15 protein-coding genes are annotated in these 16,573 nt (G+C 55.2%); 5 read left to right on the forward strand and 10 right to left on the reverse strand.

Going from position 1 to position 16,573, the window contains the following annotated elements; all coding sequences use genetic code 11:
- Window positions 1–153: 153 nt before the first annotated feature.
- The 3 genes from ybaK to copA form a co-directional block, all read right to left on the reverse strand.
- The gene (gene ybaK, locus FDX09_RS06320) at window positions 154–633 is read right to left on the reverse strand and encodes a Cys-tRNA(Pro)/Cys-tRNA(Cys) deacylase YbaK (protein ID WP_003831056.1); all 480 of its coding nucleotides are present in this window, start codon (window positions 631–633) and stop codon (window positions 154–156) included.
- A gap of 202 nt (window positions 634–835) precedes the next feature.
- Window positions 836–1,630 carry a TraB/GumN family protein gene (locus FDX09_RS06325; RefSeq protein WP_137346930.1) on the reverse strand — a complete coding sequence of 265 codons (795 nt, stop codon included), beginning with the start codon at window positions 1,628–1,630 and terminating at the stop codon, window positions 836–838.
- Between the two features lie 100 nt (window positions 1,631–1,730).
- Window positions 1,731–4,232, reverse strand: a complete 2,502-nt coding sequence (gene copA / locus FDX09_RS06330; protein ID WP_137346931.1) for a copper-exporting P-type ATPase CopA — start codon at window positions 4,230–4,232, stop codon at window positions 1,731–1,733.
- 109 nt (window positions 4,233–4,341) lie between these two features.
- Here copA and cueR point away from each other — a divergent pair, with 109 nt between their 5' ends.
- The gene (gene cueR, locus FDX09_RS06335; RefSeq protein WP_069323978.1) at window positions 4,342–4,752 is read left to right on the forward strand and encodes a Cu(I)-responsive transcriptional regulator; all 411 of its coding nucleotides are present in this window, start codon (window positions 4,342–4,344) and stop codon (window positions 4,750–4,752) included.
- Here cueR and FDX09_RS06340 read toward each other — a convergent pair.
- Genes FDX09_RS06340 through FDX09_RS06355 form a run of 4 tightly spaced genes read right to left on the reverse strand, consistent with a single transcriptional unit; the run spans window position 4,749 to window position 8,972 of the window.
- Window positions 4,749–5,465: a DUF3142 domain-containing protein gene (locus tag FDX09_RS06340; RefSeq protein WP_137346932.1), complete on the reverse strand. Its 717-nt coding sequence runs from the start codon at window positions 5,463–5,465 to the stop codon at window positions 4,749–4,751. The genes cueR and FDX09_RS06340 overlap by 4 nt on opposite strands.
- A complete protein-coding gene (locus tag FDX09_RS06345) occupies window positions 5,435–7,579 on the reverse strand; it encodes a hypothetical protein (protein WP_137346933.1) in 2,145 nt (714 codons plus the stop codon). The genes FDX09_RS06340 and FDX09_RS06345 overlap by 31 nt, the downstream gene beginning before the upstream one ends.
- A gap of 20 nt (window positions 7,580–7,599) precedes the next feature.
- Window positions 7,600–8,058, reverse strand: a complete 459-nt coding sequence (locus tag FDX09_RS06350) for an NfeD family protein (RefSeq protein ID WP_069323981.1) — start codon at window positions 8,056–8,058, stop codon at window positions 7,600–7,602.
- The gene (locus FDX09_RS06355; RefSeq protein ID WP_003831073.1) at window positions 8,055–8,972 is read right to left on the reverse strand and encodes an SPFH domain-containing protein; all 918 of its coding nucleotides are present in this window, start codon (window positions 8,970–8,972) and stop codon (window positions 8,055–8,057) included. Before FDX09_RS06355 ends, FDX09_RS06350 begins: the two co-directional genes overlap by 4 nt.
- A 402-nt stretch (window positions 8,973–9,374) precedes the next feature.
- Between FDX09_RS06355 and fetA the strand changes: the two genes are divergently transcribed.
- Together fetA and fetB are read left to right on the forward strand one after the other, a co-directional pair.
- Entirely contained in the window at window positions 9,375–10,052 is a 678-nt protein-coding gene (fetA, locus tag FDX09_RS06360; RefSeq protein WP_085047614.1) for an iron ABC transporter ATP-binding protein FetA, read from the forward strand.
- On the forward strand, window positions 10,039–10,818 hold the full coding sequence (gene fetB, locus FDX09_RS06365; protein ID WP_038638405.1) for an iron export ABC transporter permease subunit FetB: 780 nt from the start codon (window positions 10,039–10,041) through the stop codon (window positions 10,816–10,818). The genes fetA and fetB overlap by 14 nt, the downstream gene beginning before the upstream one ends.
- 78 nt (window positions 10,819–10,896) lie before the next feature.
- On the opposite strand, the gene FDX09_RS06370 is transcribed toward fetB, so the two are convergent.
- The 3 genes from FDX09_RS06370 to tesA form a co-directional block, all read right to left on the reverse strand.
- Window positions 10,897–11,751 (reverse strand): co-chaperone YbbN, encoded by an 855-nt coding sequence (locus FDX09_RS06370; RefSeq protein ID WP_003847508.1) that lies wholly within the window; start codon window positions 11,749–11,751, stop codon window positions 10,897–10,899.
- A gap of 58 nt (window positions 11,752–11,809) precedes the next feature.
- Entirely contained in the window at window positions 11,810–12,580 is a 771-nt protein-coding gene (locus tag FDX09_RS06375; RefSeq protein WP_069323983.1) for an SDR family oxidoreductase, read from the reverse strand.
- Window positions 12,581–12,743: 163 nt separating this feature from the next.
- The gene (gene tesA / locus FDX09_RS06380) at window positions 12,744–13,361 is read right to left on the reverse strand and encodes a multifunctional acyl-CoA thioesterase I/protease I/lysophospholipase L1 (RefSeq protein WP_087051704.1); all 618 of its coding nucleotides are present in this window, start codon (window positions 13,359–13,361) and stop codon (window positions 12,744–12,746) included.
- Between tesA and ybbA the strand changes: the two genes are divergently transcribed.
- Window positions 13,329–14,015 carry a putative ABC transporter ATP-binding protein YbbA gene (gene ybbA / locus FDX09_RS06385; protein ID WP_008783992.1) on the forward strand — a complete coding sequence of 229 codons (687 nt, stop codon included), beginning with the start codon at window positions 13,329–13,331 and terminating at the stop codon, window positions 14,013–14,015. The genes tesA and ybbA overlap by 33 nt on opposite strands.
- Window positions 14,012–16,426 carry a putative ABC transporter permease subunit YbbP gene (gene ybbP, locus FDX09_RS06390; protein WP_137346935.1) on the forward strand — a complete coding sequence of 805 codons (2,415 nt, stop codon included), beginning with the start codon at window positions 14,012–14,014 and terminating at the stop codon, window positions 16,424–16,426. The genes ybbA and ybbP overlap by 4 nt, the downstream gene beginning before the upstream one ends.
- Window positions 16,427–16,573: the final 147 nt, after the last annotated feature.

Genomic DNA, 16,573 nt, shown 5'->3' on the forward strand with positions numbered 1-16,573 from the left:
GGGGAGCGTAGCGAATAATCCTCACGTACTACATGTACGCTCCGGTTCCTGCGCGCTGGCCGCGTCCAAACTGCCTTCACCAATGACGCCCTGTAGAGTATTCGTATGTAGGCCTGATTTGCGTAGCGTCATCGGGCACCATGCTAAAACCGCTTAATCCCGGCGGGCGATGTCGGCGAACTTCGCATCCAGAATTTTCGCCAGATCGCCGGCTGCCAGTTCGATATCCAGCCCGCGTTTGCCACCGGAGACATAAATGGTGTCAAACGTTTGGGCTGGGGCGTCGATGAGCGTCGGCAATCTTTTTTTCTGTCCCAGCGGGCTGATACCGCCTACCAGATACCCCGTTGTTCGCTGCGCAACCATTGGATCGGCCATATCGACCTTTTTGGCCCCTAACGCTTTAGCGACTTTTTTAAGATCCAATTGACCCGCCACCGGCGTGACGGCAACGGCCAGATGCTTCATATCGCCATTTACGGCAACCAGCAGCGTTTTGTAAACCTGGTCTGCATTCAGCCCTAACTTGCGTACTACTTCGTCACCAAAGTTTGTTTCGGACGGATCGTGATCGTAGGTGTGGATCTGGAAAGAAATTTTGTTTTTTTCGAGTAATTTAACGGCGGGTGTCATAGCAATTTTTCCTGGCCCAGACAAAATACGAGACAAGCATACGCCTGATGGCGGTCTAAAAAATAGTACCATCTTGCGCAATAGTATTGGCAGGATGATGACTTTGAGCGACAATCGACCTACACCGATGCTTTAAGCACCGGGATCATAATAATGATGAAATTCCTCTTTGACGGGCCAATAGAAATATTGGCCATTTTTTTTACCGTAACATCTCCGGCAAATTACCTTCTCCGTACAGATGCAGTGCGCCTACGGCCACCACATAATGGCCGGCTGGCATCGCCCTGAGTCGATCGCGCCAGGCGACATTGCGCTGATGCATCAATACGTCATATAACGACTGGCTGAAAGTATTAGGAAGCGTCAATTCGCTATTGCGCGGCGGCGTTTTAAGCCACCAGCCCATCATTTGTTGCAACAACCTGGCGTTGGTATGCCAGTGCGTCAGGGTATCATCCAGAAGAGCCTGGCCATTATCGGGTAACTGGCATAGCAACTCGATTTGACTGGATGAACCTTCCAGCTCGATCACCGGTTTGTGAGCCTGTTTTGCCGCTTTCAGCAGTTGGTAATCAATCCCGTATTCCGCCCGCAACCCCAGCTGTTGTGCCTGCGTCGCCTGTAATACCATGGCTATTTGCCACAAAGGTTGCGTCGATAACAGGGAAGGGGAAATGCCCAATTCATTGGTGACTTTACGCAGATTATCTAATTGCTCTTCACTGATGCGTTCTTCCAGGGCGGCAAAGGTCGGAAGATTAGCAAATGGCGCGTCATCGCCGGAAACATCGGCTTCGACAATCAGCGCATCAGCACGATTGAGCTTTTTGAGTAATTTGGCAGGCAGAGGCGCCATATCACGGCTACCCATGTGAATACTGCCAATCAGATGAAAATGGCGGTTACCGGGTAAAGAGATGTCAATGGCGGGCCAGGTATAGTGGTTGCCGCGCAGTGCAGACCATAATGTTTTTACCCGGTATAACAAATCCATACGACCTCCCTAAGTGGACTTCCATGCTAGCGCGTGGTCCGGGAAGGTGCAACGCGTGAATTGCCGGATAGCGCGGTTGATAGCGCCATCCGGCAAAGGCTTACTCTTTCGGTTTGAAGCGTAGCAGACGGTTAGCGTTGCTTACCACGGTAATGGAGGAGAGCGCCATCGCCGCGCCGGCAACCACCGGGTTGAGCAGCGTTCCGGTGAACGGCCACAGGATCCCGGCAGCAACGGGGATACCGATGCTATTATAGATAAACGCGCCGAGCAGGTTCTGCTTCATGTTGCGCAGCGTTGCCCGTGAGATAGACAGCGCATCCGCAACGCCCATCAGGCTATGACGCATCAGCGTAATCGCGGCGGTTTCAATCGCCACATCGCTGCCGCCACCCATGGCAATCCCTACATCGGCCTGCGCCAGCGCAGGCGCATCGTTGATACCGTCACCGACCATGGCAACCTGACGTCCCTGGCTTTGCAGACGCTTAATCGCCTCGGCTTTGCCGTCCGGCAGAACGCCCGCAATCACCTCATCAATACCTGCCTCTTTGGCAATGGCGTTGGCGGTCGTTGGGTTATCACCGGTGAGCATGACCAGACGATACCCGGCGCGATGCAGACGCTGCAGGGCCGCCACGCTGTCGCTACGCAGTGGATCGCGCACCGCTAAAAGCGCCGCCCCTTTACCGTCAATCGCCAGCAGTACCGGCGTTGTCCCTTGGGAGGCTTGAGCGGTAATCTCAGCTTCCATTTCAGTGGTATCTACCTGCTGTTCATTGAGCAGCGCCTGGTTTCCCAGCAGCAGCATGTGACCTTCCGTTTCGCCACTGACGCCCAAACCGCGTAGCGTACGGAACCCGTTGACCTGCGGCAACGTGACATCACCGGCTTTGTCCAGAATCGCCCTGGCCAGCGGGTGACTGGAACCCTGTTCAAGGGCCGCAGCCAGGCGAATCGCCAGCGCTTCATCGGTATTGCCAAACGTTTTGATGGCGACAACCTGTGGCTTACCTTCAGTCAGCGTCCCGGTTTTATCAAACACAATGGTATCGAGCGTACTGGCGCGCTGCAGCGCATCGGCATCGCGTACCAGTACCCCAAACTCAGCGGCGCGCCCAACACCGGAAATAATCGACATTGGCGTCGCCAGGCCCAGTGCACAAGGGCAGGCAATAATCAGAACGGTGGTGGCAATCACCAGCGTATAGACAATTTGTGGCGCCGGTCCGAAGAAATACCAGATAGCTGCGCTAACCAGCGCAATAACGACCACCACAGGAACGAATACCGAGGAGATGCGGTCAGCCAGTTTGCCAATCTCCGGTTTACTGCTTTGCGCCTGGCGCACCATGCGAATAATGCGCGACAGCGTGGTATGGCTGCCTACGGCGCTGGCGCGGAATAGCACGCTGCCGTCCTGTACGACCGTACCGGCGTGGACGCTATCGCCTTCGCCTTTTTGTTGCGGGATCGGCTCCCCGGTCAGCATGGCTTCATCCAGCCAGGCTTCGCCCTGAGTGATTTCGCCATCGACCGGAACCCGGTCGCCGGTGGTCAGGCGCAGCAACATTCCCGCCTGAACGTCAGCCAGCGGCACACTCTTTTCACCTTCATCGGTGACGACGCGTGCGGTTGGCGGTGTCAGATCGAGCAGTTTTTCCAGCGCTTTGGAGGAGCGTTGGCGAGCCCGCGCTTCCAGCATATGTCCGAGGTTAATCAGACCGATAATCATCGCACTGGCTTCATAATAAAGGTGTCGCGCTTCCATCGGAAACCACTGCGGCCAGAGGTTGACGCTCATGGAATAGAGCCATGCCACCCCCGTACCCAGCGCCACCAGCGTATCCATGGTCGCGGTGCCATTCATCAGGCTTTTCCACGCATTGCGGTAAAAGTGACCGCCGGCGAAAACCATCACGGCAAGCGTTGCCAGACCAATCGCCAGCCACAGGCTGCGGTTGTCGTCACTCACCATCATGTTATCGCCAATCATTCCCCACACCATGACCGGAATACCCAACAGCAGCGCGACGGCTGCCTGCCAGCGAAAACGTTTCATGGCCGCAACGGCGGTTTCCTGCTGACGCTCGCGGCGCTTCGCGTCATCTTCTATAGCTTCAGCGCCGTAGCCCGCTTTTTCCACCGCCTGCACTAAATCTGCGGCGGACGCACTGCCCATTACCAGCGCAGTACGTTCCGCCAGGTTTACCCGTGCCTGGGTGACGCCGGGTACGCTTTGCAGAGCATTTTGTACGCGGGTCACACAACTGGCGCAGCTCATGCCGTTTAACAGCAACTGTTGGCTGTCATCATCAGCCGTAGCTGCCGGAAGCTCGGAAGGGACCGCTGCCAGTGCTTCCGACGGGATTGATGACTCCGTCAGCGGTTTAGCCTTTGGGTGGCTTAACTCCGCGCCGTAACCGGCTTGTTTGATGGTTTCAATCAGCGCTTGTGCACTGGCGCTCCCGGTGATGTGCGCTTCAGTCACAGTGACATCCGCTTGCTCAACGTCCGGGCGTTGCTCCAGACTCTCTTTAACGCGTTTTACGCAGTGACCGCAGGACAGGCCGTCCAGGGTTAGATCGATTGTTTGAGACATAACTAATTTCCTCTATGAATGGTCGGTTACTTATTGACCTTGGCAATCGTTTTGACTAACTGTTATAAAGGTTAAACCTTCCATCAAGGGGAAGGTCAAGGGAGAAGAGATGAATATATCCGATGTTGCTAAAAAAACCGGTTTAACCAGCAAAGCGATACGCTTTTATGAAGAAAAAGGGTTAGTGACGCCGCCGCTGCGTAGCGAAAATGGCTATCGCACATACAACCAACAGCATCTGAATGAACTGACGCTGCTGCGCCAGGCGCGGCAGGTTGGTTTTAACCTGGAAGAGTGCGGCGAGCTGGTAAACCTGTTTAACGATCCGGCGCGTCACAGCGCGGACGTAAAAAAACGCACATTAGAAAAAGTCGCGGACATTGAGCGGCATATCAGCGAGCTACAGGCCATGCGCCTGCATTTACTGGCGCTGGCGGAGAGTTGCCCTGGTGATGACAGCGCCGAATGCCCGATCATGGATAATCTTTCTGGCTGCTGTCATCACAAAGCGAAGGTTTAACGGCGAGGGGGATTAAGCATAAACACCACCGTACCGCGGTACCACGGGGATTTCTCCAGCTGCGCTTCAGCCTGCAGATCCCGGCTACCGTTTTGCACCAGTCCCAGCTTAAATGGAATGCGCAGGCGGCTGAGCGCGGGCAGATACGCCTGGTAATTCGGCACCGTGCGCCGTCCCTGATAGCTCTGCACTACCAGTTCATCAACCGCCAGCGCGTTCAATGTGGCGACGTCGCCCGTTTTGGCCCAATCCAGTAGTCCGGTCACGCCAAGCGCAAACTCGGCCGGTAGCTGTTGGCGTAGCTGCTGTAGAAAACGGGCGTAATCGGTTAGCTGGTGGGTCGCCGCGTCAAAATCAACTTGCAGGCCGATGACGTGGTTGCCAGCGTTCTGCCAGCGTTGCATCAGCCGTATGATACGGGCAGGAATCACCTCCGGTACGTCGAGCGTGGTAAAGCGGACCGTCAGCCAGATTGAGGGAAAAGTCAGTCGACTGACCGGCAGTCCCAGGCGCTGGAAAACCACGTTACCCGACCGAACCAGCACTTCGCCCTGATGCAGATAGACCGTTTGCGCGTTTTTCAGCTCGTCACTGGCTTTCACTCCGGACCACAGCCAGAAGGCCGGATGGTCACGCGCGGCGACGATATCCGCCGCCTGTGCCTGGCTCACCAGTAGCGCGGTTACCAGTAATATTTGAGTTTTTGCGCCCACGGGCTTCCCGGATACTGCGTTTTCAGTTGGGTGAACCAGCCCTTACGCTGCAGTTTATCCACGTCTTCACCGCCACATTCGTTAGAGCCAGATGGCGCATAGCACATGATGGCGCGATACAGTGCGAAGCTCTTATCTTCGACTTCCGCGGTGGGTGAGGTGATTATCTGCTGATAGTAGCTTTGCCTGTCGAACTGGCCGAACGGTTGCTTACGAGAAATTGCGGCTTCAAGCACATCGTTGCCGGTGCTGTTTTTCCAGAGGTCGACATGCGTTTGCGTGGTACGGAAAAATTCACCTAAACAGTTCAGTGCGTGGGCATCATCCGCTTTTTTGCTCAGGACCGTTACCGTTTCATTGAGGCTGCGGCAGGTGTAACCGGCCTGAGCCGCATCGCCGTTCCAGTCAAAAGTGCTCAGGTTGACGTCGTTAAACGCCTCGTCAATGACCGGCGGCGTGATGTCGCTGACAAGCTTTTTATCGTTTAACCAGTCGCCAAAACGATTCTCGGTAAGATCCCGTACCAGCAGCGTATGCAGGGCGATGGTGCGCTCTTCGTTATTGGGCCCATGGACGGCCTGCTGGCGCAGTTGTTCCAGTGTGGCCTGTGTTTTCAGCACCTGTGAGCGAAAGCGCAGGTTGGTCACGGCGCTTTCCGGGGCGAAGATTGCCGCTACGTCACCGCTATAAACCAGCGTGGCGGCGAGCTTAGCCTGTACATACTGCCGCTGTTCGTTGTCCTGGCTGAGAGTCAGCAACTGCTGCCAGAAATCACGCGCCGCGGCCCAATTCTTCTGGCCCATCAGCGCTTCGCCGTACAGCACCTGTTCGCTGAAGGCCAGCGTATCGCGCGGTGCCAGTTTTTGCGCTGGCGCGACCGCCTGGATAATCGCCGCATAGTTGCCCGTCGCCAGCCACAGATTCAGTTGCAGATCGCGCCACAGCGGCAGTTTTTGGCTCTGCTCAAACACCGGCTTGCTGGCGTCGAGTTGCGCCTGGGTCAGCGTGGGTTTGTTATCGCTATTCAGACGCAGCGCGCGTAACAGTTCGATGTAGCTGACTCGCGGCGCATCGGGGAAGGCTTCCAGCACGGATTGCTCGTAGAACGCCATGCCGTAGACATTATCGTATTCGATGACAATTTTACGCAGCTGCTGCGCGTCAGCCGCTTGCTGGATCGTCTGCTCATACAACCCGGCCAGTTGCGGCCACGCCTGTAAATACCAGTTAATACGACGCAACATACCGCGGGTGGAGTCGGCGTATTGCCCCTGCGGAAAGCGTTGCAAATAGGCTTGCGCCAGAATCTGAGCCTGAGAGGCGTCCTCGCGGTTAATTTTAGCGATGTCAAAATCGCCATATTCGCCCACGCTGTTCTGACTGCTCTTGTTCAGCGCCGTACGCATCAGCATGTATTGCGCGGTCTCCGCCAGCCACGGGCGATCGCTCTTAGCGAGCTGAGTGAAATCCCGTTCGGCACTGGCATAATCACCCGCATAGAAGCTGGCGGCTGCCGCGAGATAACTTTTGTAGTGTTGAGCTGGCGAATCCGCCGGGAGAGTGGCGAGAGATGACTCAATCTGTTCACGGGTCGCGTCAGAGTACAGCCCCATACGCGCTTGCGCTAAGGCCTGGCGTTGCTCTGCTGTTAACGTGGCATCGGCCAGCAGTGCGGCAAAATACTGGCTGACGCTCTCGGTATTATTCGAAACATGACGGTTCTCATGCTCGCCGTCGTTGAGGTTGGCTTCATCCGCATTAATGTTCAGCTCGGCCATCTGTCGGGAGAGGGGGCTATCTTCAGCGGATGCCGGGGCAGAGGCTGGCTGCGGGGCTGTTTCATCCCACTGCGGATGATACGCAAAATAGAAATCGCGGGAGCGGGTGATATCTTCAGGCATCGACTGCACGGGCAGAGCAAAAGCTTTTTCCTGGCTCAGCAGTCGCAGCAGGTTGTCGCGGCTGTCGTTTTCCGGGTTAAAGGTCGGCGTTCCTTTCAGCAGGCAGCTGTCGTCGCTCCATTTGCAGTCTTCCATATCGAAGGAGGCGAATGCCTGAGGCGCGCCAGCCAGCAAAGAACAAAGGGCAACGGCGAGAGACGTCTTCCTGATCATAGTCTGAATTCCTGTCTATTTTAGTGTGGTACCGCTTTGATAATCAGGGTAATTCCCTCAACGGCAATGACTTCAACCTGCGTTCCCGCGCTCAAATCGTCGCGGGCGCTGACGGGCCACGAACTGTCGCCGACGCGCATATGTCCGCGACCATTGACCAGAGCGCTTTCCAGAATAAATCGACGGCCAACCAACTGCTGACCGCGCTGGTTAAGATGGCTGTCGGTTGGTTTCTGCTCTTTCACGCGTTTTGCCAGCCACTTCCACCACAGCCAGGCCGCCAGCAGCGTGAGTACAGCAAACATCGCTCCCTGCCACGCCCAGTCGAGCGGGACGAGCCAAACCACCAGTCCGGTTAGCACCGCTGCCACGCCGCTCCATAGCAAATAACCGTTGCCGCCCAGCATCTCGGCGGCGAGCAACAGACCGCCGAGGCTGAGCCAGAAGATGTGCGGATGTACCAGAATCATCGCTATCATGATTTTTTCCGCTCGCTGGCGCTGTCCTTAACCAGTTCCGCGATCCCGGCAATGGAACCCATCAGGCTGCTGGCATCCAGCGGCATCATCACCACTTTGCTGTTATTCGACGAACCGATATGCTGCAACGCTTCGGTATATTTCTGCGCCACGAAGTAGTTCACGGCCTGGATATCCCCGGCGGCAATGGCTTCAGAAACCATCTGCGTTGCGCGGGCTTCTGCTTCCGCGGAACGTTCACGCGCTTCAGCCTGTAAAAACGCGGACTGACGTTCACCTTCCGCTATCAGGATTTTTGACTGCTTCTCACCCTCCGCCTTGACGATTTCCGCCTGGCGGATACCTTCGGCTTCCAGAATGTAGGCGCGCTTGGTACGTTCGGCTTTCATCTGCGCGTTCATGGCGTCAATCAGTTCCGCGGGTGGACGCACGTCACGAATCTCAATACGGGTGATTTTGATGCCCCAGGGATTGGTGGCCTCATCAACAATATGCAGCAGGCGCGTGTTGATGTTGTCACGCTGGGAGAGCATTTCATCAAGCTCCATCGAGCCGAGAACGGTACGAATGTTGGTCATGGTCAGGTTGATGATTGCCAGTTCGAGGTTACTGACTTCATATGCCGCTTTCGGCGCGTCGATCACCTGAATAAAGCACACAGCATCAATCGAGACGTTGGCGTTATCTTTGGAGATGACTTCCTGAGAGGGGATATCAAGCACCTGCTCCATCATGTTGATCTTACGACCAATACGATCCATGAACGGCACAACAAGGCTTAACCCAGGTTGCAGAGTTTTGGTGTAACGTCCGAAACGCTCCACCGTCCACTGGTATCCCTGTGGGACGATTTTGACGCCTGCGCCGACGATGACCAGCGCGACAAAAATAAGAATAGGAATAAAAATGAGCATTGATGAAACCTCCTGTTGTGCTGTCCTTTACTGCTTCATTAGTCAAATTATACCCGATTAATCAAGGTGGCTCCCCTATAATAAATTACAGGAATATACCCTTCATACTTCAAGCTGCATGTGCGTTAGCTACGTTATTCGGCCCATCCTTGGGCCTCGCCCCTGCGGGGCCGCTGTAAGCAGCGTTCAAATCTGCTCCCGGCAGATTTGTCGTTCACTCCAGTCACATAGTTAGCTATGCTCTTGGAGATTAATGAGGGACATCCATGTCCCTCACCGAAGGCCAGCCTTTGGCTGTTCAAATTCGTTCCTGACGAATTTGTCACTCACTTGCCGCCTTCATGCAACTCGAATTATTTTGGGTATAGACTGTCTGCACGAAAGAGGAAAAAAGGATCGATAATGGAAGAAAGCAGCATTTTGCTTCAGTTGAAAAATGTCGCATGGCAGGCAGGGGCGACGCAGGTTCTCAATAACATCTGTTTTAATCTCGATGCCGGAGAGTTTAAGCTGATTACCGGCCAGTCCGGCTGCGGTAAAAGTACGTTACTGAAGATAGTGGCGTCGTTAATTAGCCCGAGTTCCGGTGAAATCCTTTTTGAGGGCAAGGAGATATCAACGCTAAAGCCTGAAGCTTATCGCCAGCAGGTCTCTTATTGCGCGCAAACGCCCGCTTTGTTTGGTGACACCGTCTACGACAACCTCATTTTTCCCTGGCAAATTCGCGATAAACGCCCGGAACCGGATGTATTTCTGGAAGACCTGGCCCGTTTTGAGTTGCCCGAGAGTATCCTCAAAAAAGGGATCAATGAACTGTCCGGCGGGGAAAAACAGCGCGTCTCGTTAATTCGTAATTTGCAGTTTCTGCCTAAAATCCTGCTGCTTGATGAAATCACCAGCGCGCTGGATGAGTCCAACAAACGTAACGTGAATGAATTAATTCACCACTATGTTCGCGACAAGAAAATTGCCGTGCTGTGGGTGACGCACGATAAAGATGAGATTAATCACGCGGATAATGTCATAACTCTTCAACCGCACGCCGGAGAAATGCAGGAAGTCAGCAATGAACGAGCATAATATTACCAATGAATCACTGGCGTTAGCGATGATGCTGGTGGTGGTCGCCATACTGATCAGTAACAAAGAAAAGCTGGCGCTGGAAAAAGATATTCTCTGGAGCGTTTGCCGGGCGGTGGTTCAGCTTATTATCGTCGGCTATGTGCTGAAATATATTTTCGGCGTCAATCACAGCATTCTGACCTTATTAATGGTGCTGTTTATCTGTTTTAACGCCGCCTATAACGCGCAAAAACGCAGTAAATATATTGATAACGCTTTTCTCTCGTCGTTTATTGCCATTACGGTTGGGGCGGGGTTGACGCTGTCGGTACTGGTGTTGTCCGGCTCTATCGAGTTCACGCCGATGCAGGTGATCCCAATTTCCGGGATGATTGCAGGCAATGCGATGGTAGCGGTGGGGCTGTGTTACAACAATCTGGGGCAGCGGTTTAACAGTGAACAGCAGCAAATCCAGGAAAAGCTCAGCCTCGGCGCGACGCCGAAGGTTGCTTCCGCGCCGCTGATTCGCGACAGCATTCGCGCCTCGCTGATCCCGACGATCGATTCCGCCAAAACCGTGGGGTTGGTGAGTTTACCGGGGATGATGTCCGGGTTGATTTTTGCCGGTATTGACCCGGTAAAAGCGATTAAGTATCAGATTATGGTGACGTTTATGCTGCTTTCGACCGCCAGCCTGTCAACCATTATTGCCTGCTACCTGACCTATCGGAAGTTCTATAATTCACGCCACCAATTAGTCGTAACGCATTTGAAAAAGACGTGATGTGATGCCGGAGGGAGCGGTATTTGTCGAATTTCCAGGCCCGATAAGCGCAAGCGCCATCGGGCAAAATCAAACGGATTAGTACAGCAGCGCGTACAACTGGCGGCGGTATTTCGAAGCCAGCGCATCGCCGGTTCCCAGCGCGGCAAGGATCTCCTGGAAGGTCTTACGCGCCTGACCGTCGGCAGCGGTAAGATCTTTCTTCAGGTGGCTGAACAGCAATTCCAGCGATTCTTCGTTACGTCCGACCTGATGCAGTTGAATGGCTAATTGCGTGGCCAGCGCGGCATCCTGCGGGTTGCTGGCAACCTGTTGCTGCAACTGTTGGATTTCCGGCGTATCCGCCGCCTGCTTCAGCAGTTCAATCTGTGCCACCAGCCCCTGATAACGGGTATCCTGATCTTGTAACGGAATCGTTTTCAGCACCGCTTCGGCATCGTCAGAACGATTGAGGGCGATTTGCGTTTCCGCCAGCAGCAGGCCGATTTCGCTGCTCTGGTTGGAGATTTGCCAGGCTTCTTTCAGCAGCGGCAGCGCATCCGCGTGATTACCGGCTTCGATAAACTCGATAGCCTGGCGTGCTTTCAGCTCTTCTTCGCTCGGCAGCACTTTCTCCAGCAGCGCGCGAATAACCTCTTCTGGCTGCGGACCCTGGAAGCCATCTACCGGCTGACCGTTCTGGAACAGATAAACCGTTGGGATCGCGCGCAGTCCAAACTGGGAGGCGATCATCTGTTCCGCGTCGCAGTCGAGCTTAGCGAGAATAAACTGACCATTATACTGGGCGGCAAGGCTCTCCAGCACCGGCGTTAATTGCAGACAATGCTGGCTGCGCTCAGACCAAAAATAGAACAGGACCGGTGTGGTCATCGACTGTTCAAGGGTCTGCTGCAGGTTAGATTCATTAATATTAACAATATTCTGTGTGGACATGGAGTTACTCTCTTTTGTCGATTTCTGGTTACATGGGGGCTGACGCGCGAGCTTCAACTCAACCCTGTAAAATTTTGTCCATTATGCGGCCTGGCAGCAGGCGTTTAAGCAGCATAACGGCCCAGGTCACCAGCGTAACCGGGTAACGGAGCTTCGGTTTGTCGCTTTCGAACGCGTGACGCACTTTGGCGACAACCGCTTGTGGTCCCAGCGTAAACCGCGCGGCAATGCCGGGATTTTCCACGGGGGCATCGCTTTGCGTCTGGTTGACGTTTTCGGTAAAGCGGGTGCGGATGGGGCCCGGTTCAATCAGGCTGACCTTAATCCCACTGTGACGCAGCTCCATACGCAGCGCGTCGGACCAGGCTTCCAGCGCATATTTACTGGCGGCATAGGCGCCACGTCCCGGTGTGGAGATCAATCCCATTACCGAGGAGGTCATCACGATGCGTCCTTCGCCGTGAGGTAGCATGGCGGGCAACAGGCGCATGGTAAGCTGATGTGCGCCAAAGAAGTTGGCGGAAAACTGCTGCTCCATCTGCTCGCGGCTAATCGTGGGCAGTGGGCCGTAGACGCCGTATCCGGCGTTGTTAAAGATCCCATATAAACGATTATCGGTCAGGGCGATCACCTCATCGGCGGCGCGATCCACGCTTTCGGGTGAATCCAGATCCAGCAATACGCCGGTGAATCCCATGCTGTTCATACGCGCGACATCGTCAGGTTTGCGGCAGCCGGCCAGAATTTGAAAACCCTGGCGCTTTAGCTCAAGTGCGCTTTCCAGGCCGATTCCGCTGGAACATCCTGTTATTAAGACCGATTTTTGCATAACTTTACCTGTCAGGATCTCCGTTGTTTTACGAGTCGTGATTTACTATATCCGTCATACTTCAAGTTGTCTGTGCGTTGGCTACGCTCGCTCATCCCAGTCACATAGTTATCTATGCTCTAGGGAACTCTCTCACTTGCCGCCTTCATACAACTCGAATTATTTAGGATAGAAAAGGAGTGAGATGTTGCGCCATCCAGTCGGCAATAAACGGCTGGGCGTCACGATTAGGGTGAATACCATCATCCTGCATCCACTGGGGTTTCAGATAAACCTCTTCCATAAAAAAGGGCAGCAGAGGGATATCAAACTCTTTGGCGAGCTTTGGATAAATCGCGCTAAAGGTTTCATTATAACGGCGACCGTAGTTTGCCGGCAGACGAATTTGCATTAATAGCGGTTCGGCATTTGCCGCTTTCACGTCCTGCAAAATCGTGCGCAGGGTTTGTTCGGTTTGCGCAGGCGCAAAGCCGCGCAGGCCATCGTTGCCGCCAAGTTCGACCAGTACCCAACGCGGCTGGTGCTGCTTGAGTAATGCAGGCAGACGGGCCAGGCCCTGCTGCGAGGTGTCGCCGCTAATGCTGGCATTCACCACCGGCGTTTTGGTTTGCCATTTATCATTAAGTAGCGCAGGCCATGCGGCGCTGGCGGACATACGGTATCCGGCGCTCAGGCTGTCACCCAGAATTAATAACGTGTCCGCAGCGGCGGCGCGGAAAGTTAACAGGACCAGGAACAGGAAAGGCCAATGCCAGCGGAAAACATTGTTGAAGTTCATCATCTTAAGAAATCCGTCGGTCAGGGTGATCATGAGCTATCCATCCTTACCGGAGTTGAACTGGTTGTCAAACGCGCCGAGACCATTGCGCTGATTGGCGAGTCGGGATCGGGGAAATCCACGCTGCTGGCGATCCTCGCCGGGCTGGACGATGGCACCAGCGGTGAAGTCAGCCTGGTGGGGCAGGCGCTACATACCATGGATGAAGAAGCCCGGGCGCAGCTGCGGGCAAGACATGTGGGATTCGTTTTCCAGTCATTCATGTTAATCCCGACCCTGAACGCGCTGGAAAACGTCGAACTGCCCGCGTTGCTGCGTGGCGAAAATAGTGGTAAAAGCCGCGACGGGGCAAAAACGCTGCTCGAGCAACTTGGGCTGGGAAAACGTCTGGATCATCTTCCGGCCCAGCTTTCCGGCGGGGAGCAGCAGCGCGTGGCGCTGGCACGGGCCTTTAACGGGCGTCCGGATGTGCTGTTTGCCGATGAGCCGACGGGCAACCTCGATCGCCAGACCGGAGACAAAATTGCCGACCTGTTGTTTTCTCTGAACCGGGAACACGGCACCACCCTGATTCTGGTAACGCATGACCCGCAGCTGGCGGCGCGTTGCGATCGGCGCTTACGTCTGGTGAATGGACAGTTGCAGGAGGAGGCATGATTGCCCGTTGGTTCTGGCGCGAATGGCGCTCGCCTTCATTACTGATTGTCTGGCTGGCGCTGAGCCTGGCGGTAGCCTGCGTACTGGCGCTGGGCAACATCAGCGACCGTATGGAAAAAGGGCTGAGCCAGCAAAGCCGCGAGTTTATGGCGGGAGATCGCGCGCTGCAAAGTTCACGTACCGTGCCGAAAGCGTGGATTGACGAGGCGCGGCAGCGGGGGTTGAAAGTCGGCGAGCAGCTGACTTTTGCGACCATGACTTTTGCCCGTGATACGCCGCAGTTGGCGAACGTCAAAGCGGTGGATGAAGTGTATCCGATGTACGGCACGTTGCAGACCAATCCGCCGGGTCTGAAACCACAGCCGGGCTCGGTGTTGCTGGCCCCACGCCTGATGGCGCTGCTCAATCTAAAAATCGGTGATTCTATTGACGTCGGAGACGCCACGCTGCGCATCGCCGGCGAGGTGGTGCAGGAGCCAGATTCCGGTTTTAATCCGTTCCAGATAGCGCCGCGCCTGATGATGAGCATGGCGGATGTCGAAAAAACGGCGGCGGTCCAGCCGGGAAGCCGCGTGACATGGCGCTATAAATTTGGCGGAACGCCGCAGCAACTGGACGCATACGAAAAATGGCTGTTGCCGCAGCTAAAGCCTGAACAGCGCTGGTACGGGCTGGAGCAGGATGAAGGCGCGCTGGGGAAATCACTTGAACGTTCACAACAGTTTCTGCTGCTGTCGGCGCTGTTAACGCTGCTGCTGGCGGTCGCTGCGGTTGCTGTGGCGATGAGCCATTATTGCCGCAGCCGTTACGATCTGGTGGCTATACTGAAAACCCTCGGCGCGGGCAGAGCGCAACTGCGTAGGCTGATTGTTGGTCAATGGTTGATGGTGCTGGCGTTGTCTGGCGTGACCGGTGGGCTTTTCGGGCTGTTATTTGAGCACGCGCTGGTGGTGTTACTCAGGCCGGTCCTGCCCGGCGATCTGCCGCCCGCCAGCCCCTGGCCGTGGCTGTGGGCCTTAGGCACCATGACGGTAATTTCGCTGTTGGTAGGGTTGCGTCCTTATCGGCTACTGCTGGCGACGCAGCCGCTACGTGTGTTACGCCGTGACGTGGTGGCAAACGTCTGGCCGCTGAAGTTTTATTTGCCGTTGGTATTGGTTGTTGTGGTCGTCCTGCTCGCTGGACTGATGGGGGGAAGCCTGCTGTTATGGGCTGTGCTGGCCGGTGCGGTAGTACTGGCGCTGGTGTGCGGCGTGCTCGGTTGGATGCTGCTTAACGTGCTGCGTGGTCTGACGCTCACCTCGCTGCCGTTGCGTTTAGCGGTCAGTCGACTGTTGCGCCAGCCGTGGTCAACGCTCAGTCAACTGTCGGCATTTTCACTTTCCTTTATGCTGCTGGCGCTGCTGCTGGTGCTGCGCGGCGATCTGCTCGATCGCTGGCAGCAGCAAATGCCGCCGGAAAGTCCAAATTATTTCTTGATCAACATTGCCAGTGAGCAGGTTGTACCGCTGAAGTCATTCCTGTCGGAACATCAGGTGATCCCGGAATCGTTCTATCCCATTGTACGTGCGCGTCTGACAGCCATTAATGATAAGCCGACCGAAGGAAATCAGGATGAGGCGCTTAACCGCGAACTTAATCTGACCTGGCAGGATACCCGCCCGGATCATAACCCGATAACCGCCGGAAGCTGGCCGCCGAAAGCGGGGGAAGTGTCGATGGAAGAAGGGCTGGCGAAGCGGCTAAACGTGAAGCTCGGCGATCGGGTGACCTTTATGGGCGATACCCAGGATTTCAGCGCCACGGTCAGCAGCCTGCGTAAAGTGGACTGGGAAAGCCTGCGGCCTAACTTCTTCTTTATTTTCCCTTCCGGGGCGCTGGACGATCAGCCCCAGAGCTGGTTAACCAGCTTTCGTTGGGAGAACGGCAACGGCATGTTGACGCAGCTTAACCGCGAATTCCCGACCATCAGCCTGCTGGATATTGGCGCCATCCTCAAACAGGTGGGCCAGGTGCTGGAGCAGGTAAGTAGAGCGCTGGAAGTGATGGTGGTGCTGGTTACCGCCTGCGGCATGTTGTTGCTGTTGGCGCAGGTTCAGGTGGGGATGCGTCAACGTCATCAGGAACTGGTGGTCTGGCGCACGCTGGGAGCAGGCAAGAAATTGCTGCGTACCACGCTGTGGTGCGAGTTCGCTATGCTCGGGATGGTCGCCGGGCTGGTGGCGGCCATCGGTGCGGAAACCGCGCTGGCTGTATTGCAAACCCGCGTATTTGACTTCCCGTGGGAGCCAGACTGGCGGCTGTGGGTTGTGCTGCCGCTTTGTGGGGCATTGCTCCTCTCTTTATGCGGCGGATGGCTCGGTTCACGACTGCTTAAAGGTAAAGCGCTGTTCCGTCAGTTCAGTAATTAATTCCTGCCAGTGATGATTACGCACCGGTTTTTTAAATCGGTGCGTTTTTTTATCTATGTAGCACAAATTGATAACCCCTTGATATTTAACAGCACAGAACAATAAAAACCCAGCAACACGAGTGTATTAATAAACGTTAATATTTGT

This window comes from Citrobacter sp. wls717 (assembly GCF_005280955.1).
In the GTDB taxonomy this organism is placed as follows: Bacteria; Pseudomonadota; Gammaproteobacteria; order Enterobacterales; family Enterobacteriaceae; genus Citrobacter; species Citrobacter werkmanii.